16 protein-coding genes are annotated in these 19,845 nt (G+C 56.5%); 11 read left to right on the top strand and 5 right to left on the bottom strand.

Annotation, left to right across the window (positions count from 1 at the left end; genetic code table 11):
• Positions 1-34 precede the first annotated feature (34 nt).
• Complete coding sequence (locus VAE57_RS08910; protein WP_012257691.1) at positions 35-466, bottom strand: OsmC family protein; 432 nt, start codon at positions 464-466, stop codon at positions 35-37.
• A 132-nt stretch (positions 467-598) separates the two neighbouring features.
• Here VAE57_RS08910 and VAE57_RS08905 point away from each other — a divergent pair, with 132 nt between their 5' ends.
• The gene (locus tag VAE57_RS08905; protein WP_322821533.1) at positions 599-1,774 is read left to right on the top strand and encodes a lycopene cyclase family protein; all 1,176 of its coding nucleotides are present in this window, start codon (positions 599-601) and stop codon (positions 1,772-1,774) included.
• A 156-nt stretch (positions 1,775-1,930) separates the two neighbouring features.
• Here the strand turns inward: VAE57_RS08905 and VAE57_RS08900 are convergent, their stop codons facing one another.
• Positions 1,931-2,665: a Uma2 family endonuclease gene (locus tag VAE57_RS08900; RefSeq protein ID WP_322821532.1), complete on the bottom strand. Its 735-nt coding sequence runs from the start codon at positions 2,663-2,665 to the stop codon at positions 1,931-1,933.
• 340 nt (positions 2,666-3,005) lie between these two features.
• Positions 3,006-3,653, bottom strand: coding sequence for a CBS and ACT domain-containing protein (locus tag VAE57_RS08895; protein WP_322821531.1), 648 nt, complete (start codon positions 3,651-3,653; stop codon positions 3,006-3,008).
• Positions 3,654-3,804: 151 nt separating this feature from the next.
• Here VAE57_RS08895 and VAE57_RS08890 point away from each other — a divergent pair, with 151 nt between their 5' ends.
• From VAE57_RS08890 to VAE57_RS08880, 3 genes are all read left to right on the top strand, one after another.
• A complete protein-coding gene (locus tag VAE57_RS08890; RefSeq protein ID WP_322821610.1) occupies positions 3,805-3,957 on the top strand; it encodes a hypothetical protein in 153 nt (50 codons plus the stop codon).
• Positions 3,958-4,511: 554 nt separating this feature from the next.
• Entirely contained in the window at positions 4,512-6,671 is a 2,160-nt protein-coding gene (locus VAE57_RS08885; protein ID WP_322821530.1) for a heterodisulfide reductase-related iron-sulfur binding cluster, read from the top strand.
• 488 nt (positions 6,672-7,159) lie between these two features.
• Positions 7,160-8,173: a glycosyltransferase family 2 protein gene (locus VAE57_RS08880; RefSeq protein WP_322821529.1), complete on the top strand. Its 1,014-nt coding sequence runs from the start codon at positions 7,160-7,162 to the stop codon at positions 8,171-8,173.
• A gap of 14 nt (positions 8,174-8,187) precedes the next feature.
• Here VAE57_RS08880 and VAE57_RS08875 read toward each other — a convergent pair whose 3' ends face one another.
• Positions 8,188-8,673, bottom strand: coding sequence for a MarR family transcriptional regulator (locus VAE57_RS08875; RefSeq protein ID WP_322821528.1), 486 nt, complete (start codon positions 8,671-8,673; stop codon positions 8,188-8,190).
• Between the two features lie 168 nt (positions 8,674-8,841).
• Here VAE57_RS08875 and VAE57_RS08870 point away from each other — a divergent pair, with 168 nt between their 5' ends.
• The 7 genes from VAE57_RS08870 to VAE57_RS08840 all read left to right on the top strand — a co-directional run bounded on the left by VAE57_RS08870 (position 8,842) and on the right by VAE57_RS08840 (position 18,535).
• Positions 8,842-9,684, top strand: a complete 843-nt coding sequence (locus VAE57_RS08870; RefSeq protein ID WP_322821527.1) for a hypothetical protein — start codon at positions 8,842-8,844, stop codon at positions 9,682-9,684.
• Positions 9,685-10,268: 584 nt separating this feature from the next.
• Positions 10,269-11,345: an ATP-binding protein gene (locus VAE57_RS08865; RefSeq protein WP_322821526.1), complete on the top strand. Its 1,077-nt coding sequence runs from the start codon at positions 10,269-10,271 to the stop codon at positions 11,343-11,345.
• 69 nt (positions 11,346-11,414) lie between these two features.
• Positions 11,415-13,136 carry a penicillin-binding protein 2 gene (locus VAE57_RS08860; protein WP_322821525.1) on the top strand — a complete coding sequence of 574 codons (1,722 nt, stop codon included), beginning with the start codon at positions 11,415-11,417 and terminating at the stop codon, positions 13,134-13,136.
• Between the two features lie 159 nt (positions 13,137-13,295).
• Complete coding sequence (locus tag VAE57_RS08855) at positions 13,296-14,432, top strand: S41 family peptidase (RefSeq protein WP_322821524.1); 1,137 nt, start codon at positions 13,296-13,298, stop codon at positions 14,430-14,432.
• Positions 14,433-14,784: 352 nt separating this feature from the next.
• Complete coding sequence (locus VAE57_RS08850) at positions 14,785-16,017, top strand: cysteine desulfurase-like protein (protein WP_322821523.1); 1,233 nt, start codon at positions 14,785-14,787, stop codon at positions 16,015-16,017.
• Between the two features lie 485 nt (positions 16,018-16,502).
• Positions 16,503-17,555, top strand: coding sequence for a glycosyltransferase family 4 protein (locus tag VAE57_RS08845; RefSeq protein ID WP_322821522.1), 1,053 nt, complete (start codon positions 16,503-16,505; stop codon positions 17,553-17,555).
• Positions 17,556-17,560: 5 nt separating this feature from the next.
• On the top strand, positions 17,561-18,535 hold the full coding sequence (locus tag VAE57_RS08840; RefSeq protein WP_322821521.1) for an ATP-binding cassette domain-containing protein: 975 nt from the start codon (positions 17,561-17,563) through the stop codon (positions 18,533-18,535).
• A gap of 13 nt (positions 18,536-18,548) precedes the next feature.
• Here VAE57_RS08840 and VAE57_RS08835 read toward each other — a convergent pair whose 3' ends face one another.
• The gene (locus tag VAE57_RS08835) at positions 18,549-19,721 is read right to left on the bottom strand and encodes a sugar phosphate nucleotidyltransferase (RefSeq protein ID WP_322821520.1); all 1,173 of its coding nucleotides are present in this window, start codon (positions 19,719-19,721) and stop codon (positions 18,549-18,551) included.
• Between the last annotated feature and the right edge of the window lie 124 nt (positions 19,722-19,845).

Raw genomic sequence — 19,845 nt, 5'->3', positions numbered from 1 at the left:
GCTTCCCTGGTGTAGGCCGCAAAACGACGATGGCCTAATCGAGTGCCGGCACAATCTCATACCGGTACTGAATGTCAACGGTTGCGCCTAGCATCCGCCAGACCGGGCAGTAACGCTCGCGGGACAGCTCAATCGCCCGTTCGAGGGCAGCCGGATCAACCTCACCGGAGCAGCGATACACCAGTTCAATGTTTGTGTACGGTTTGGGGTATTCATCACCCCGCACACCCTGCGCTTTGACCTCCAGACCGGTAACCGGTTGCCGCTTCTTGCGCAAAATGCTTATCACATCCATTGCCGAACAGCCGGCCAGCGCCATCAACACCGTCTCCATCGGTGAAGGACCCGCCAGATCGGTATTACCTTCGTGGGGACTGTCGAGTTCGATGGCCCGCCCTGAATCGGCGACAGCGGTAAAGTGGAGACCTTCACGCAGGCGAACACTGGCATGAATTACTGTACCCATACAAATCCTCTCGCTATCAACAACAGTATGGATGGTCAGGCAATAAGACTATTGACTTTACCATGTTTAGTATAGCACTCCGGGTTATAATGCAAAAAGAGCAGGCCAAATGGCCGTGGGAGAAGACAGCCTATGGACTACGACTATATCATTGTCGGCGCAGGGGCCGCCGGTCTCAGCCTGGCCTATCACCTTGGGCAGAGTGCGTTAGCCGATCAAACGATCCTTATTATCGATCCCAATCACACTCGTCAAAATGACCGCACATGGTGCTTCTGGGAAGTGGGCGATGGCCCATTTGAAGCCGTGGTCTCACGACGCTGGGAACACCTCTGGCTCTACGACAAACATTGGTCGGCGCGTATGGCAATTGCGCCGTACCGCTATAAGTTGATTCAGGGCATCGATTTTTACCAGTTTGTTGATCAGTGGCTGGCACAGCGCCCAAATATTACCCGCCTTCAGGGCAGTGTGGATCGTCTAGTTGAGTTGCCGGATGGCGTGGCTGCTCTTGTTGGTGGCAGGCAATATACGGCGCGTTATGCCTTTAATAGCGTGTATCGACCGGTACCAACACCACCGGGCTACCACACCTGGCTGCAACACTTCAAGGGCTGGGTTATCAAGACACCACAACCGGTATTTGATGCCGAGGCGGCAACCTTTATGGATTTTCGGATTCCCCAGGCCGGTGATGTGCGTTTTGGCTATGTCTTGCCATTCGACACCTGTACAGCTCTGGTGGAATACACGATCTTCTCGCCGCAACTGGTCAGTCAGACCGAGTATGAAATCGGGTTACAGCGCTATATTGCTGAACAACTGGGGATCGACCGCTACGAGATCACCCATGTTGAATATGGTGTCATCCCGATGAGTGACGTACCACTGCCGCTTCGCCCTAGCCCCCACGTGCTCAATATTGGCACGGCAGGTGGGATGAGCAAACCATCCACGGGTTACACCTTCCAGCGTATTCAACGCCAGACGCGGCAAATCGTGGCCAGTTTGACGAAAGAGGGTCACCCCTTCTACCGCCAGCCTTTGTTCAATCGCCACGCTCTGATGGACAGCATCCTGTTGAACGTGCTCGATGCGGGTCGTACACCTGGTCATTGCTTCTTTGCCAACCTCTTCCGCCACAATCCAATCCAGCGTGTACTCCGCTTTCTCGATGAAGAGACCACGATTGCCGAAGACATTGCACTGATGTCTACCGTAGAAATGATGCCGTTTGCCATTGCCGCCCTGGCCGTGTTCTGGGGACGCATGAGCAGCCTGGGTCGTCGCGAGTGGGAGATGGGGTGATGATCGCGAGGGCGCAATACGACAGATGTCTCTGATCGAGAACGTCTGTCGTATTGCTCATTCGGGATACTGCTCCCGCCGCAAGCAAGGCAATTCTTCCTCAAGCTCGCGAATACGCGCTTCGATAGCAGCACGTGCCTCGGCGTCGCGGCGTGCCTATTCTTCAGTCTGGAGCCGTGCTTGAGCCTCTTTGAGCTGTTGCACCAACGTGGTGAAATCAGGGAGTGCGCCTTTGACATCGTCGTAGCAGACGACACGACCGTCCTTCACACCCAGCCAGAGGTGTGCAATTTCCAGGTAGACGCGCCCCAGGTTATCCGGTGGCTGCAACTGGTATTGATTGTCTACCAACCGGTAGTCGAGCAGGCGGAGCTGTCGTGGCTCGTTCTGTGATACTGAGTCCACGATAACGTATTGTTGCACTCCAGCCCATGCATAATGCTCAACTTTTCGCACAAGCTCGATCTCGCGCGTATGGGGTGAGGTGATCTCAATAATTAATGCTGGACGGTGCCCTTCCTTCGCAACATCGAATGCGCTCAAGTCTTCGTAGCGTTTGGCGATGCCGGGAATAACCATCACGTCTGGACTATGCGGTTGCAGACCAGGGACATCCCATACCACCCGCATACTACTAAACACAATAGCCTGTCCGGTTGTTTCAAGCCGTGCCCGTAACACCTGAGTGAGATAGCTCCTGTCAGTAAAATGCATTGCAGTATTGACAACAAAATCGCCTATTTCCGGGTGAAGGACATCTTCAAGGGTGAGCGGCACCTGGTCGAAGTTGTCTGGATCGTCGGGTGTAGGACGACGAACAAGACGCCAGCCGTAGTAATATGGATCGTCATGCGGAAACTGTGGTGTCGGTTCGGGTGTATTTTGCGACATTGCGATACCTCCCTGGTCATATGTTGGTATCGTACTATGCTGCGCATACTGGTTGTCGTCTGCAAGGTAAAGCCAGAGTCAATCAACAATACAAGGCCATCGTATATGACCGGGTAAGCAATACGTTCGTGATATACACGACCTGATAATAGAGCAAACTGGTGAGATAGATGCCTGGCCGGTGGATGGTAAAAAAGAAAACGGGTGCGCAGTGTTAGGCGCTACGCACCCGTGATGAATGTGTATACTCTGTCGCTAGAGCTGGGACCTCATACTCACCCTCCCAGGGCAACACAACCGACGGTAAAACGCCATAGAGTCTGGTTCGCTCTCTCAGGACTTACGGATGACTCTCCCTCACATCAATCACTTTGGCTACCACCGGTGTAATCACCTCACGCACCTGATCGAGCGTCATCCCGCTAACCTTGAATGTTACCTCTGACATTGTGGCAGTTTCACCGGCGAAAGTACCGAGCGCGATGATATTGCCACCACTATTCGCAATTGCCGCGGTCAGTTTGGCGAGACCCCCTGGTTCGTCTACCATAGACACGGTAGCCCGGACACCGGCGTTGCGCGCTCCCATCAACTCAAGAAAGATTTTGAACAGGTCAGTCTCGGTAATAATCCCAACCAGCTCGTTCCCTTTCATCACCGGCAACCCACCGACACGGTGGTCGGCCATAATCCGGGCAGCCTCTTCGATGGGGGTGTCAACAGTCACAGTATAGACCTCGCGCGTCATCACCCGCTCGACGGTCAGCTTGCTGAGCAGATAATTCAATTCCCACACACTCAATGTGGTGGCCGGCGACGGTGAAGCGTTGATCAGGTCTTTCAGCGAGACGATACCAACCAGACGACCATGCGAGACGACCGGTGCCCGCCGGATGTGTTCGGTACGCATGAGATGCATGGCATCGTGAATCGATGTTTCTGGAGTTACAGTAATTGGGGGATGCGACATTCGCTCGCCAACAAACATACAGGCACCTCCCTGCTGCCTCATCGTGAACAGCGCCTTCGCTGTTCTCTATCCTCAACTATACCATGCTCCTGACAAAAAGCGGGTAAACGGCTCATAACTTTTAACCCAAGTTGCTCCCTCTGTCACCACAGAAACACGGAGGATGGGTATGAGCCGGGTTGCTATCGTGAGGCGTGACGTAGCGCGTCCGTGGGAACTGGCTGCTCCCCACATCGTGCATGCGATTATGCCACACGGTGTTGCGTGCAACGTTGTACTGTTCTTCCTGGCAGCCAGCTTCCGCAGTCTGCTCATAGCATAGATAGCAACTTGAGGTAACTGTGTTGGCAGATATGCAAGACGGTTTCACACTACCATTACTGACAGACTCTGTGATCGTGACGGGCACACACCGCATCGCCGTGAGTGGCAGGGCCGACAGCATGACACACGTCAGATTGTGAGCACGGCTGATGCGGCAGCATGGCTGCCGCACTCCACACCGTACAACATGCGGATGACGAGCAGGCAAGACAACCAATCCAGCGCGTGATGGCACCAAAGATGGTCGTCAGTCCTCCTCGCTGCCATACCGGCAGAATCGAAGCAGGATATGCTGTCGTTGGCGATTGGCAAGCGTGCATGCGCCCGTGCGACCGCCTAGGAGCACGACAGTACCGCTTTTATGAAATAAGCAGAGGTTGTCTTCGCCTAACCCAATATTAATATTGCTTATCGACTGACGAGTCTTGCACTGAGGTTGCCAGCTTACCCAATCCCCCCGCAATCCCGTCAATCCTGTCGCATTGACGCTATGCAGCACGAATGCTATGATCAGCAGCGTTCCGAGGAACGGTGTTTGTGCGGAGAAAAGCAATGGAGCAAGAACAGATTATCGCCATCCGCGAAATCTATTGGAACATTGACCACACAGTCGGCGCAACCTTTCTCTATCTCACCGCACTGGTCACAACTGTGGTCATGGCCTGGGGGATTTTGCGCGATATTGCTCGCTGGCGACGCGGAAAACCTGCAAACCGCATTGGTAACCCACTGGCACGCCTGCTTGAGTTCACTCGTCAAAGTCTGGGCCAGAAAAAGGTATTGCGCGACCGGCGGGCTGGCGTGATGCATGCCCTGATCTTCTTCGGTTTTCTGGCTCTGTTCATCGGTACCGATATTATTGCCGTTGAAGAGGATTTCACCATTCCACTGATGGGTGAACAAGCCGGAAAAATTCTGGTCGGCGATTTCTACAAGAGCTACGAGTTTATCCTCGACACGCTGGGGTTGGCTTTTGTCGCCGGTTTGTTGTGGGCAACCTGGCGCCGTTACCGCACCCGGCCCGACCGGCTTGACAACCGGCGTACCGACGCCTGGGTGCTCGGTGTAATGCTCTTCCTCGGCATCGGTGGCTTTCTGATTGAAGGATTGCGGATTGCGAACCAGACTATCGGTGGAGTGTCGGTGTACGAACAGGATTGGGCCAGGATAGCGTATGTCGGGTTTGCCCTCGCGACCCTCTTCCGAGCGATTGGGTTAGGCGATGGTAGTCCGGTGGCACTGGCGATTCATCCGATCCTCTGGTATACCCATGCTGCGGCAACCGGCTTGTTTATGGCCTCGCTACCGTTCAGCAAGTTTCGTCACATTCTGTATACCCCTCTCAACACCCTGTTTCGCGATCTCCAGCCCAAGGGTGCCCTCGATCCGGTTCCCAATCTCGAAGCTGAGATCGAGAAGGATGAACCACGCCTCGGCGTGACAACCCTGGCCGATTTGACCTGGAAGCGCCGCATGGACCTCGATGCCTGTATGCGGTGCGGGCGCTGTCAGAGTGTGTGCCCCGCTCATGCCAGTGGCGCTCTGCTTTCGCCGAAGTATTTGATTACGAAAATGGCCGACCTGCAGCGTGGTGAACCGATCCACTTCAAAGATGGCACCGTGCGCACCCTGGCCGAGTTGAGCGAGAATGGAACGACCGCCGAGACCCTGGCCCTGGTAGGCACGATCATCGAGGCCGAAGAGTTGTGGGCATGTACAACCTGCAATGCCTGCGTCCACGAATGTCCGGCGATGATCGAGCACGTTGACGATATTGTGGACATGCGCCGTCATTTGACGATGATCGCCAGCGAAGTCCCGCAAGGGGTGAAGCGAGTGCTGGAGGGGATCGAACGGCAGAGCAATCCCTGGCGATTGCCGGCCCGGGAACGCACCGCATGGACAGAAGGGCTTGAGGTGCCGGTTTTGGCCGAAAAAGAGCAGGTTGAGGTACTCTACTGGGTCGGTTGTGCGCCGAGCTACGACGAGCGTTCGCGCAAAGTTGCCCGCGCTATGGTGCAGCTCTTGCAGCGCACCAGCGTCGATTTTGCCATCCTCGGTGAAGAGGAGTGCTGTACCGGCGATCCGGCCCGTCGCATGGGTGAAGAGCTGCTCTTCCAATCCCAGGCCCAGCAGGCAATTGAAACCATGCATCAGTACAAGTTCCGCACCGTCGTCACCACCTGTGCCCACTGCTTCAACAGTATCAAGAATGAATATCCGCAGTTTGGCGGTCGGGCCGGCGTTGACTACGAGGTTGTCCATCACACCGAGTTTCTGGCCCGCCTGGTGCGTGAAGGGCGGCTCAAGCCGCAAACCCCGATTCGCGAGCGGGTGGCTTACCACGATCCGTGCTATATCGGGCGCTACAACGACATCTACGATGATCCCCGCAGCCTGCTGGCAAGCATTCCTGGCCTTGAGCTGGTGGAAGCGCCGGAGCGCAACCGCGAACGGGCGATGTGCTGCGGCGGTGGCGGCGGAAATGTCTGGCTCGAAAAGTGGGGCGAACGGAATGTCAATGTCATCCGGCTCGAACAACTCACTGCGGCGCAACCACAGACGCTGGCCGTGGCATGTCCGTTTTGTATGGTGATGTTTGAAGACGCTGCCAAAAATACCGGACGCGCCGAAACGCTCCAGCGCCGCGACGTCGCCGAGTTGTTGTTAGAGAGCGTGCAGGGCGACGGCAGCGCAGCTCAGGCAGGATAAGGGTGTGGTGAACACGACTACCTGCTCTTGCACACCTCGCCCACAAGGGTTCAAGGGCGGACAGAGCGTGTGGGTTGATGCATTTTCTACCGCATCAGGATGCAAAAATAGCCTTCTGGCATCTCGTAGCCCGGAAGAGGGGGCAGGGTGATGGCATTCAGGGCATCGCCAGGCCCTACCTCCCGCATACCCTTGCATATGCTGTTCGTCTCCGAACCCGTTATACCAAATCTTGCGCAACGATGTGCCTCGTTCAGGGTATGGGCACGGCATGCCGTGCCCATACGCCTCGGTCGACGCCTGCATCGTCCTACTGGCATGACAGAAATCGTAGGGGCGACGCATACGTCGCCCCTACCTTCCAGCGGTATGGTACTCTCACCCACCCGGTGCAGATTGTTCTACCAGCACGCCTGCCATGGTATGATGGATCACGATAGTATCTCATCAGACACCGATACCGACAATGACGGACGTATGCCATCGCAATGAGCAAACCGCTGATCTCGGTGCTGCTGCCAATTCACAATGCAGCCGCAACTCTGCCGGCCTGCCTGCAATCACTGGCCCGGCAGGTCTTCACCGACTACGAAGTACTGGCAATTGATGACGGTTCGAGCGACGAGTCGCCGGCAATCATTGCGGCGGCAGCAGCACGCGATGCGCGCATTGTACCGATTAACGCTGGCAGAATTGGCCTGCCTGCTGCCCTCAATCTTGGGTTGACGTTAGCTCAGGCCCCGATTATTGCCCGGATGGATGCCGATGATGTCATGCATCCCGATAGACTCGCCCGTCAATATCACGCACTACAGGAACATCCCGCTTTGGCGCTCGTAGCCAGTCGGGTGGTCGCCTTTCCGGCACGTGAAGTGCGTGCCGGTTTGCGAGAATATCTGCGCTGGCAGAACCGCGTCGTAACCCAGGAGCACATAGCAGCCGAAATCTACGTTGAGGCTCCATTCGTCCATCCATCGGTAATGTTTCGACGGGCAGTCGTTCAGGAGCTAGGGGGCTATACCGATCAGTCATGGCCGGAAGACTACGAATTGTGGCTGCGGATGCATGCTGCTGGTGTGCAGATGCAAAAACTACCGGACAACCTGCTGGCCTGGCGTGAACATCCGACACGGGCAACCCGAATAGACCCGCGGTATGCACGGGAATCTTTTGACGCTCTGCGAGCTGTGTATCTGGCTCGCGATCCCCGTCTACACAGTGGGCGACCACTGGTATACTGGGGAGCAGGGCGGGTCACCCGGCAGCGTGCCCGCCGCCTGATCGAACAGGGATTTCCCCCGATTGCCTGGATCGACATTGACCCGGCAAAGATTGGTCAGACTATCTGGGGAGCACCGGTACATGCACCGGCCTGGCTAGAACGGCAACCGCGTCCATTCGTACTGGTCTATGTAACCAACCACGGCGCACGTGATCTGATTGCTGGTTGGCTTGGGGAGATGGGATACCAGCCCGGCCGTGATTATTTGGGGGTGGGGTAACATGAACAACTCTATCAATCACGCTCATCTTCAGATGAGGTGATCAGACCGCTATACAGAGACTGTAACAATGCTCGCAACTGCTTCACTTCGTGTTCAGACAGTGATCGCATCCGTTTACGCAACCGTTCGTGATGACGAGGGCGCAAGTTACGCAACTTCTCAGCACCGGCATCGGTGAGACAAATCAAACTTACCCGGCGGTCGTTGGGATCAGGGCGACGCTCGACGTACCCTTTAGCAATCAAACGGTCAACGATACCGGTCAGATTTGAATTATCACACATCATGCGGGCACTGATTTCGCTCAACGGCACGCCACTACGTGAGGCATAATTCAGGATCATGAATTGAGGAACGGTCAGATCCTCACCGCGCAGATCGTAGCGATTATACATCTCAAGCATCGAGTGAACCTGACGCAGCAAGGTGTAAGCCTCAAGCTCAGGCGTCATCTCACTGTTCTGGTGCCATCCGGTAGGCTCGGTGGAGACGCTCATGGCTTTCTCCTCACTAGTGCGCTGGAGACGCAAGGGTGTAAACTTATGAGTAGATGATAACAGGTGACTGCCGTATAATTCCCTATTTGTTTTAACTATATCATAGCTTTTGGTTGTATGTCAATCTTGTTTCAAATGAAACAGTTTCCACTTGCAAAGGGGGACCATGTGCAAATACCACAACCGCGCTACGAACAGATCGTGACGATGGCATTTGTGAACGCCATCGGCCTTGCCGTTGTCTTTTTAATGGATAGCAGTCCGGCAAATGCTCGTTTTGTATTCGGCGGCGATGTCCCGGAAATCAGTTTGTCGTGGGTGATTATCGGGACACTGGTTGCTTTAGCAGCGGCAGCAACCGAGTGGATCTGTCGCTCTCATCCTCACCCACATGCCTGGATTTTGCGATCGGTGGGGCCGCTACGCAATGTAACCCCAGCTTTATGGGTATTACCTGGATTGAACATTATTGCCGCATATGCTTTCTTAAAGCTCTTCAATCCGGTGTTGGGAAGTACTGTCTTTTTAGTGACACTGCTTGTATCCTCCGGTGCACTCGTTGTCATTCTGATAGCCCAGTATTTCAATTTTCATCGCCAGGCTGAGATACACATGCCAGCACAAATTGTGCTCCAGGTTATCGGTTACATCATTGCGTTCAGTATTTTTAGCGCTATTTACTACACTCGCTACCGCACACTCTACTCGGCAACAATGGTTGCCCTGGTGGCGGGAGCACTTATCTATGCACTGCTCAACCTTCAGCGTCGTCCGGTATCGACAGGTATTGCCTTGATTGCCGGTTTTGGGATTGCCGAATTGATGTGGGCACTGAACTACTGGCAAACGACCTTCTTACTGGCCGGCGTGGTTCTCCTGGCGGTGTTGTATGTGGTGATTGGGATTCTCAGCCATGCCTGTATCGGTCAACTCAATCGGCGGCTGATCCTGGAATATGGCCTTGTCGGGAGCGTACTGATCGGTAGTGTCGCCTTCCTGTCGTTGCAGTGAGGTGCCGCCGAACCATATTGGTCTGAACGCCCTCACCCCCGGCCCCTCTCCCGCAGTGCGGGAGAGGGGAGCGCAGCGAGCGGTGCCGGGGCGTCCCGATGCCATAGCTGGTGGGTTCGTGCTGATGTTCTGTCCGTTCCTCCCCCCAACGAGGGGAGGTTAGGCGGGGACGAGATGGCGGTGAACGAGCACCAGTATGGCGCACGCTCATCTCCGCTCCCCCGCTCCTCTCCCGTAGTGAGAGAGGAGCGGGGGCAAGGGGGTGAGGTGAGGGAGCCGGGATGGCGGTGAACGAACACCAGTATGGTGCATGCCCTAACCCACCAGCGAGGGAGAACCTTTCTCCAGATTGCGGGGTGCACCGGTGGCGCACGCTCTCAGGTAAGAACCTTTATCCAGATTTGCCATCACTCATACTACCAGACAACGACCGGTGATAGTGGCCTGACCGAAACGCGCCGAAATTGTGAGGATAGGTCTTGCCGCACCGTCTGCTTTCTGCTACACTTACTCATGTCTTACCCGATTGTCCGCAGGCACATCGCGGCGACCTCCTCCTTCCGGCCGCCGCCGGGAGAATGCGCGTGCGACACTTTATAGATTCGTGGCGGCAGCGTTTGAAACCCATTCATTTGTTCGTCGGGTATCGCTGGCTGGCATGGTTAAGCGCTGGTATTGCGCTGACTCTGCCCAACCGCCCCGCCGAACAGTTGCCCTTGAACGCCAGTCTGCTCTTGCTGGTACTCTTGATCGTTGTGTTCATTACCAGGCAAGCCCAGCAATATTTGCAACTGATGAAGCGCCGCCCCCCTCTGCTGGCAGTGGATATCGTGCTCGGCTGGCTGGTGCTGGTACTGAGCGGCAATACATTTCTTCCCTTCGGCTTGAACGCACTCGGTAGTCTGATCGCGCCGGGATTGCTCTTTGGATGGCGCGGTGCCATGATCGGTGCCGGATTATGCAGTGCCTTGCTAGCCTTGAACAGCGGCCTTCTTAACGGTAATCTATCGTCGCTGCCGATGCACATCGGGACACCTTTTCTCTTCGCATTGATCTGGGCTGGCCTGGTAGAATGGTGGCAACAGTCGCTTAACCGCGCTCCAGATAACAGTGACTCACAAATCCGTCCATCAACCAGAATGGTTGATGTCCGCCAAACCACTCTGACTGCCAATGATGCAATTCGGCGTCCGCCGGAATGGTATTCATCGGCAGGTAGTGTGGGAAGCCGAAGTCCGGTTGGTACAACGTCAACAGTGTCGTTACGGCCTGGCCTGCAACTGGCGATTCAACAGTTGGTCGATAGTGAGCGCCAACGGGGGGGCTTACAGGTTGAGTGTCAGATTGAAGGCGAAGTCCAGCGCCTCACTGCGGTACAGCAGAGTGTTCTGCTGCGCACCGCTCAGGAAGCATTGTCTAATGTGCGTCGCCATGCTCATGCCTCGTCATGCCAGGTTGTGTTGCACGTTGATGAACGGGCAGCGACGCTGCAAATCCAGGATGACGGTGTGGGTTTACTGGATGGCACCTACGAGCGACCTCACTTCCACGCACTCCGCACCCTCCGCTATCGGATTACCGAACTCGATGGTCAACTGGCTGTCTTTGAAGGTGAACGAGGCGGATTGATTGTGCGAGTAACACTTCCCCTGGAACCCTAAATGTGCGGTATCATAACACTGTGTGCTCGCTGTAGGCGCAGTTGAGCAGTGGATGAGGAGTGTTATCGCATGAGACGGCGCCGTTTCTGGTATGCGCCAGTACTGGTCATTGCGTTAGTCTTGCTCGGCTACGGTATCTGGTTGCCGGTTGAACAGGAGTCACGCTGGCTGTTGTTGCTCTGGATTGGAGGCCCACTGGCCGGCATTGTGCTATTGAGCTGGTTGCACGATACACCACCGGCAAGCGATCTGGCCCGTACAGTTTCGCGGGTTGGGGTTGTGATTATTATCGGCTTTCTGATGCTTAGCCTGCAACTACTCCGTCAACAATTTGTGCAGGCTGGAGCTATCAGCAACTACGTTGTTACCGGTGTTGACGGCAGCACAACCAGTAATGTGCGTCCAGTGTTGATGACGCAACGAGTATTGCGTGGTGCGATTGTAGATCGACGCGGACGTGTATTGGCCGAGAGCGCAATGATCAACGGTATCGCTCGCCGGGTCTACCCGCTGGCAGGACAATACGATATGACAGCGTTCGGTCATATTCTCGGCTTTTTTAGCCCACGGTACGGCCAGAGTGCACTGGAAGCCACCTATAATGAATACCTGTCGGGTGAACGCGGCAACGAGTGGCAGGCGCTGCTCAATGAATGGACTGGTGAAGTACAGCGTGGCAATTCGTTGACGCTGACGCTTGATGCTGAACTTCAGGCGCGAGTTGCTGCCCTACTCGGCGACCGTCGTGGCGCAGTGGTCGTTCTCGATCCACGTACCGGTGCAATCCTGGCCCTGGTCAGTCGCCCCGGCTTTGATCCGGGTCAGCTTGTAGTCAATCCAACCGCACCTGATCTGGCAGCAGAACGCCAGCGGGTGAGCGATTACTGGGCTTTTCTTAACCGTGATGATGCCGGTCAACCGTTACTCAATCGGGCAACTCAGGGCCTATACCCACCCGGATCGACCTTCAAAACGGTAACCGCAGTGGCAGTGCTGGAATACTGGCTGCAAGGACGACCGGATCAGATTACCTGTCCTAATGAGTTCTATCCGCAACCTGATGCGCCACCAATTGTGAACGCGGTTGACAATCTAGGCGCACAAATTGGTGAACCAGCAACTCTGGAACGTGCGTATGCGTTTTCCTGTAATACAGCCTTCGCTCAATACGCCGTGCGCCTCGGTGCTGAACGATTAACCGAAATTGCACAACGCTTTAATATCTTCGCGCCAAACCGCCTGCCGACCGGTTTTCGTCCCCTGCGCGATCTCCCTTCAGAGCCGTCTTTACTATCTGTGCAGGCCGATTTTTTGAACCAGCCTCGTGCATTAGCCGACACTGGCTACGGTCAGGGTCAACTACTGGTATCGCCATTGCAGATGGCACTTGTCGCAGCCACCATCGGTAACGATGGGGTCATGATGCAACCTTACCTTGTGCAGCGGATAACCCGCCCTGATGGGAGTACGATCTGGCAGGCCAATCCGTACAGTCTGCGTCGTGTTATGTCAAACCAAACCGCCAATCGTATGCGCAGCTATATGGCTGCGGTAGCTCAATACGGTTTTGGACGAAGCATCTCGCAATATGTTAACTGGCCGGTAGGGGGAAAGTCGGGTACTGCCGAGCATCTTCCCGGTGCGACACCTCACGCCTGGTTTATCGCACTCGGCCCAATCGACACACCACGTTACGCAGTGGCGGTCATCATTGAACAGGGTGGCGAAGGTAGCGGTGCAGCCGCCCGGCTGGCCGGCGAGGTATTGGCGGCTGCTTTCGCATTAGAGTAAGTAAATTGCTGGTTTGAATACATGCTGGAACGTATGAGCTTGCGCTGGGTGTCGATATGGTTCCTGTGTACGCTTTTATGGGCATGCACACCTGCGTCAACAGAAGTCCGTGAACCTGCACCGACTCCTCCTGCGATCCCATCAACACCGACCACAGCGTTGATAACACCGACACCGCAACCACCGCTTGACGCGACGCTACGGCAGCAAATCTTCACTGAGGTCTGGACAACGATCAACGAACACTATCTTGATCCCACCTTTAACGGTGTGGATTGGGCACGTGTGCGGGCAGAGTATGGAGCACGAGCGTTGGCCGCCGAGGACGATGCATCCTTCTTCGCCGTCATTAGCGCCATGGTTAGACTACTCCGCGACGATCATTCACGCTTTGTGCCGCCACAGGCAGTGATCGCCGAAGATCAGTTGACCAGAGGACGCGAAGAGCAGGTTGGCATCGGTGTCAGTATCCTTCCGCTAAGCGACGGCTTGCTGATTCAGCACGTCTTTCCCGACAGTCCGGCTGCACGGGCCGGTTTGCAGCCACGTGATCGCATTGTGGCGATTGATGGCCTTGCGTTCAATCTGGGTTCAATAGAGGGTCCGTTAGGCAGTAGCGTGCGGTTGCTGATCGTACAGCCGGAAGGTGTTTCGCGTGAGCTTGAACTGATCCGAGAGCGGGTGGAAGGCCGTATCGAGCCACTGATACGCCGTCTGAGTGACGATGTGGCTTATGTTGGCATCAGTACGCTGTGGGTCAACGATATGCACGAGCAGGTAGCAACAGCGCTGCAACGACTGATAGCTGAGCGACCACTGCGGGGGGTGATCCTCGATCTGCGCAGCAATCCAGGCGGATGGCGCGACGTGCTTAATGGCCTGCTTGGTCATTTTGTCACCGGTGAGGTAGGTGCGTTCATCAGCCGCAAAGGGGCTACACCGCTGATGGTCACGGCGCGCAATCCCGATCTGCGGGGTTTGCCGCTGGTGATCCTGGTTGATCGTGGCACTGCCTCATACGCCGAGCTACTGGCAGCCGTGTTACAGCAAGAGGCCCAGGCTACAGTTATCGGGCGGCCGTCAGCCGGTAATACAGAAACCATTTACGCTTACGAGATTACCGGTGGTGCTCGTCTGTGGGTTGCACAAGAGGTGTTTCGCCTCAACGATGGTAGTGATCTTGAAGGCAAGGGTGTACAGCCAGACATTCAACCATCCAGCGATTGGACTCGCTTTCGCTTCGAGGCCGATCCGTGGATTGCCCTGGCGCTTGATCGGATCAGAGAGGTGAGGTGAGCGGGTCATCCTAATTATGGCGGGTAGCGGGGCATGCCGTACCCCATTAATCACGTCAGTGGTGGTGCAGTATCAGGGTGATCGTTGGCCGGTGTGTCATGCGTGACGTTTGGTGTGTGGTGGAAAGGGCGGGTGCCGTTGGTGCGGGTGCCGTTGGTGCGGGTGCTGTTGGTGCGGGTGCCGTCGGGGCAGGTGTCGTTTGTGCGGATGAGTAGGGGCAGGTTGTGAACCCGCCCCTACAAGAATGGGACGGATCGTCACGGCTCACCGCATATCCGGTGGCGGGCAGGGATGCACTGTATCGCGCAAGATTTGATATGATCAGTGCGAGCCGCATTGCATGGAGGTATGTATGAACTTCGACCCACAGGCCATTCGTCCACTGTTTCCTGCTCTGAGCCAAACCGTTGCCGGACAGCCAGCTATCTTTTTCGATGGTCCTGGTGGTACACAGGTTCCGCAAACGGTTATCGATGCGATGAGTGCTTACCTGGCACATAGTAATGCCAATACGCACGGTGCATTTATCACCAGTCAGCGCACCGATGCCGTGATTGCCGAAGCTCACGCGGCAATGGCCGATTTACTGGGGTGCCATCCCGATGAGGTCTTCTTCGGGCAAAATATGACATCGCTGACTTTTGCTCTGAGTCGGGCGATTGGACGAGAGTTGCAACCCGGTGATGAGATCGTAGTTACTCGCCTGGATCACGATGCTAATGTTGCTCCGTGGCGAACACTGAGTGAGCGAGGAATCGTGATTCGTGAAGTGGACATCGACCCGGAAGATTGTACGCTGGCGATGGACGATATGGCAGCGCTGATCGGCCCGCACACGAAGCTGGTCGCGGTGGGTTATGCTTCAAATGCGGTTGGTACCATCAACAATATTCCCCGGATTGTCGAATGGGCACACCGGGTGGGGGCACTGGTCTTTGTTGACGCTGTTCATTATGCGCCGCACGGTCCGATTGATGTCAAAGCGCTTGACTGTGATTTTCTGGCCTGTAGCGTCTACAAGTTTTTCGGCCCTCACGTTGGTGTCATTTACGGTAAACGCGAGCATCTGCAACGCTTCCAACCGTACAAAGTTCGTCCGGCAGCCGATACCGTTCCTGAACGCTGGATGACCGGCACGCAAAATCACGAGGGGCTGGCAGGGGTGACCGCTGCTGTCAACTATCTGGTCAGTCTGGGGCAACCGGCGCCTGACCGGCGAACTGCTTTGGTGCAGGCGATGAACCGGATTGTTGCCTATGAGCGCACGTTGGCCGAACAGCTTATCGAAGGCGTGCTTGCAATTCCCGGTCTGACCTTTTACGGGATTCGCGAGCCAGAACGGTTCGGTCAGCGTACCCCAACCATCTCGTTCCGCCTGGCCAACCGCTCACCGCGAGAGGTGGCAACCGCACTAGCCCAACGTGGCATCTTTGTCTGGGACGGCAACTACTATGCGCTGAGTTTGAGTGAACGGTTGGGTGTTGAGCCACTCGGTGGGATGGTACGGGTTGGTCTCGTCCATTACAATACTGCGGAAGAGGTTGAGATGTTCTTGGCGGTATTGCGCGAGCTGGCAATTGCTTAGCGTTCGCACGATCAAACCCTCTCTGTTTGACGGGCAGGGCATCAGGCACATGCCTGGCTGCCCGGCGCACAGAGGATGGGCGCTGCCAGATTGTATCTGCGACCAGCCAAAGCGAAGACACTGTGGTGGATGTCAGGGAGTACCGGTTTTTAGCGGAAGCCGACACGTGCCATGTGCGTCGGGTATGGAGTGCGCTGGGTGCGGCATGTGGCTGTCGCACTCCACACCGACGATACGAATGGTTCATCGCGCCTTCAGTCCTCTCTGTTTGACGGGCGGGCATCAGGCACATGGCTGGCTGCCCGGCGCACAAAGGACGGGCGCTGCCAGATGATGTCTGCGATCATTGTAGAGAAGATACTGTGATTGCCATGAGATGCTGTACACACGCATTGCCGTGATGATACAGGCGTTCTGTGATATACTCCTAAGCGGAACACGCTGACTATCCTTGCCTGCCCTGAAAGCAAGGGCGAGAACTATCAATGCGCATCGCATTTCTCGATTCGTGGCTTCAGCACGTAGCTGAAGGTAGTGGTACCGCCGCCGCGATTGGTGGCCTGGGACACGCTCTGCGTGCCCATGGTCATCATGTGGCCCGGATTGCGCCACTGGTAGCCTGGCCGGCGAACCTGACGCTGCGGCGTTTGCTGTTCAATCTGTATGTGCCGGCACTGCTGCGCACGCTGCCTTACGATCTGATCGTGGGGGTGGATATTGATGGGGTGTTTGTCGCCGGGCGCGTTGCTACCCCCTATGTGTGCAGTATCAAGGGTGTGATCGCTGAAGAGCTGCAACACGAACGTGGTAATGTTCGCCGCTTGCTCTGGTTGCTGTCGCGCCTCGAACGGATGAATGCCCGTCAGTCACCACTGATTATTACCACGAGCAACTATTGTCGGCAGAGTATTCACCGCCATTACGGTGTGCCGCCGGAGCGGATTCGGCTGGTGCCGGAGGGGATTGATTTGACGCAATGGCCGGCGCCGGTGGCGCGTGATGGTGGGCAGACCATTCTCTGTGTGGCACGGCAGTACCCCCGCAAGCACATTGCCGACCTGATCCAGGCATTTGCGCAGGTGCGGCAGCGGCTGCCTGACGCCCATCTGGTTATTATTGGTGATGGCCCGGAACACGCCAATCTGAAAACTCTGGCTCATACCCTTGGCCTGGGAGCGTCTTGTCAGCTTACCGGTGCGTTACCATCTGATGATGAGGTGCGGTCGTGGTACTACCGGGCCGATCTCTTCTGTTTGCCGAGTGTCCAGGAAGGCTTTGGGATTGTGTTTCTGGAGGCGATGGCTGCCGGTTTGCCGATTGTGGCGACCACGGCAGCCGCGATCCCGGAAGTCGTGCCGAATGGGATGGCCGGTTTGCTGGTGCCGCCCGCCAACGTAGCGGCCCTGGCCGACGCGCTGACCACCCTGCTTGGGGATGCGTCGTTGCGCCGGCGCTACGGATCGTTTGGGCGCGATTATGTGGCTCAGTTTGACTGGATGCGGGTCGCCGAACAATTTCTCGCTGTCACACGTGGTTGAAACCAATGTCAATTGAAGTGCGCGGTCTGCGCAAGTACTATCAGGTGCATCGCAAAGAAGCCGGCTTGATGGGATCAATCCGGGCGTTTGTCCGCCGTCAGTACGAGACGGTCAAGGCCGTGGACGGTATTGATTTCACGATTGAGTCCGGTGAGATGGTGGGTTTTCTCGGCCCCAATGGGGCCGGCAAGACGACCACGCTCAAAGTACTCGCCGGTTTGCTGCACCCTACTGCCGGTGAAGTCCGGGTGTTGGGATACACCCCCTTTGCCCGGCAGACTGCGTTCCTCAAGCAGATTACGTTGGTGATGGGCCAGAAACAACAGTTGCTCTGGGACTTGCCGGCCATCGAGACCTTCGAGGTGAATCGGGTCATCTTCGAGGTACCGGAGCACGAGTATCGGCAGATGCTCAACGAGCTGATCGAGCTGCTCGAATTGGGTGATCTGCTCAACAAACAGGTGCGCAAGCTCAGCCTGGGTGAGCGGATGAAGTGCGAGCTGGCAGCGGCACTGTTACACCGTCCGCACGTGCTCTTCCTCGATGAGCCGACGATTGGGCTGGATGTGACGATGCAGGCCAGAGTCCGCGAATTCGTGGCCGAGTATAACCGGCGTTACGGCGCAACGGTTTTGCTCACCAGCCATTACATGGCCGATGTGACGGCGCTCTGCAAGCGGGTGATTGTGATCAATCACGGACGCCTGCTCTACGACGGCAATCTCCAGAGTATGGTCGAGCAGGTTGCCCCGCACAAGATCATTCATCTTGTCTTACACGAACCGGTACCAGTTGAGACGCTGGCGCAGTACGGTGAGGTGCAACACTGCGATGGGCTGGAGGTCGAATTGAAGGTTGTGCGCAATGAAACGACGCGAATCGGCGCCCGACTATTGACCGCGCTACCGGTTGCCGATGTCAACATCGCCGAGCCACCCATCGAGGAGATCATCAGCGAGGTCTTTGGGCAACCGGTGTGAGGGTGGCTATCGATCACAGACGCACAATGCTTCCTGCGGCAAGCACACGCTGTGGAGCAATCGCGACCCCGGCAGCAACCACCACCCCACGGGTGAGCAGATCGGCCTCGCTCAACAAGCCATTGACAACGGCGTTGACCGGTGCATCGCGGTATTCAGCGGCCTGGCAGACAACCTGATACCCGATTTGTACCCGTTCATCAAGCCAGGAGTGGCTGATCGACGCCTGGGCACCGACCGCCGTCTGGGCGCCGATCACCGAGCCACCGATCATCGCTTCGGCCCCAATTGTGGCGCCGGCTTCGATCACCGAGGCAACAATCAGTGCGCCCGACCCGATCACTGCGCCTGGCCCGATCCAGGCCGGGCCAACAATGCGAGCACCCTGATCGATGGATGCTCCGTCGCTCACCACGACTGACCCTTCCAGATCGGCCCGGGGAGCGATGTGGGCATCTGGCGCAATCTGTGGCAAGGGTTGTGTGAATGCCTGACGCGCCAGTAGAAAACGTGCGGCCAGGAGCGCTTCCCACGGGGTGCCGACCGGCAGCCAGTGGCCGGTGCAGACGTGGCAGGCGACCGGATGCTGTTCGGCCAGCAGCGCAATCAGATCGGTCAACTCAAGCTCACCGCGTGGTGAAGGGGTGATCCGGTGCAGGAGCGGAAAGACTTCGGCATCGAAATGGTAGATACCAGGATTGGCGAGGGCATCGGGTGGGGGCTGAGACGGCTTCTCGATGATCCGCTGCACCAGGCCATTGTGGACATCGAGCACACCGAATGAGCGCGGATCAGGCACGCGCAGACCGGCCAGGGCGTAGCGAAACTGAGCAACCCCGATCACATCGGCGCGATCAATTAGATTATCGCCGTAGAGCAGAAAAAACGGCTCATCAATCGGTGCTGCCGCCAGCAACGCACCCGCCGTGCCGTTGATGGTCGTCTGGTACACATAACGGATTTCCATACCACGGTATGCTTCGCCAAAGGTCGCGACAATCTGATCGGCGCGATAGCCGACCACCAGCGTCACCCGCTCTACCAGCCCAACCAGTTCATCGAGGATGTGGGCCAGCAACGGCTTACCGAGCAACGGAATCAGCGGCTTCGGGCGCTGATCGGTCAACGGGCGTGTGCGGGTCGAAGCACCGGCAACCAGGATCACGGCGTGTTGGGCACTAGACATGGCTCTCTCCTGCAAGCCCGTGCGCACTTTACTTTTGCAACTCACCAGTGTGCGCACGCTCGGTTGTAGGATACCACGAAGGTGCGGGGAGTGGGTGATCTCCCTCACCTCACCCCCCAGCCCC

Source organism: Chloroflexus sp., assembly GCF_034434295.1.
Taxonomy (GTDB): Bacteria; Chloroflexota; Chloroflexia; order Chloroflexales; family Chloroflexaceae; genus Chloroflexus.
Note: the sequence above shows the minus strand (reverse complement) of the source record. Positions and strands in the feature narration are given on the sequence as shown.

Bases quoted from the DNA above. Each gene is read 5' to 3' on its own strand.
- VAE57_RS08860 (WP_322821525.1), top strand. From the start codon at position 11,415: ATGAGACGGCGCCGTTTCTGGTATGCGCCAGTACTGGTCATTGCGTTA.
- VAE57_RS08900 (WP_322821532.1), bottom strand. From the start codon at position 2,665: ATGTCGCAAAATACACCCGAACCGACACCACAGTTTCCGCATGACGAT.
- VAE57_RS08895 (WP_322821531.1), bottom strand. From the start codon at position 3,653: ATGTTTGTTGGCGAGCGAATGTCGCATCCCCCAATTACTGTAACTCCA.
- VAE57_RS08905 (WP_322821533.1), top strand. From the start codon at position 599: ATGGACTACGACTATATCATTGTCGGCGCAGGGGCCGCCGGTCTCAGC.
- VAE57_RS08840 (WP_322821521.1), top strand. From the start codon at position 17,561: ATGTCAATTGAAGTGCGCGGTCTGCGCAAGTACTATCAGGTGCATCGC.
- VAE57_RS08910 (WP_012257691.1), bottom strand. From the start codon at position 466: ATGGGTACAGTAATTCATGCCAGTGTTCGCCTGCGTGAAGGTCTCCAC.
- VAE57_RS08845 (WP_322821522.1), top strand. From the start codon at position 16,503: ATGCGCATCGCATTTCTCGATTCGTGGCTTCAGCACGTAGCTGAAGGT.
- VAE57_RS08850 (WP_322821523.1), top strand. From the start codon at position 14,785: ATGAACTTCGACCCACAGGCCATTCGTCCACTGTTTCCTGCTCTGAGC.
- VAE57_RS08880 (WP_322821529.1), top strand. From the start codon at position 7,160: ATGAGCAAACCGCTGATCTCGGTGCTGCTGCCAATTCACAATGCAGCC.
- VAE57_RS08890 (WP_322821610.1), top strand. From the start codon at position 3,805: ATGAGCCGGGTTGCTATCGTGAGGCGTGACGTAGCGCGTCCGTGGGAA.
- VAE57_RS08885 (WP_322821530.1), top strand. From the start codon at position 4,512: ATGGAGCAAGAACAGATTATCGCCATCCGCGAAATCTATTGGAACATT.
- VAE57_RS08875 (WP_322821528.1), bottom strand. From the start codon at position 8,673: ATGAGCGTCTCCACCGAGCCTACCGGATGGCACCAGAACAGTGAGATG.
- VAE57_RS08835 (WP_322821520.1), bottom strand. From the start codon at position 19,721: ATGTCTAGTGCCCAACACGCCGTGATCCTGGTTGCCGGTGCTTCGACC.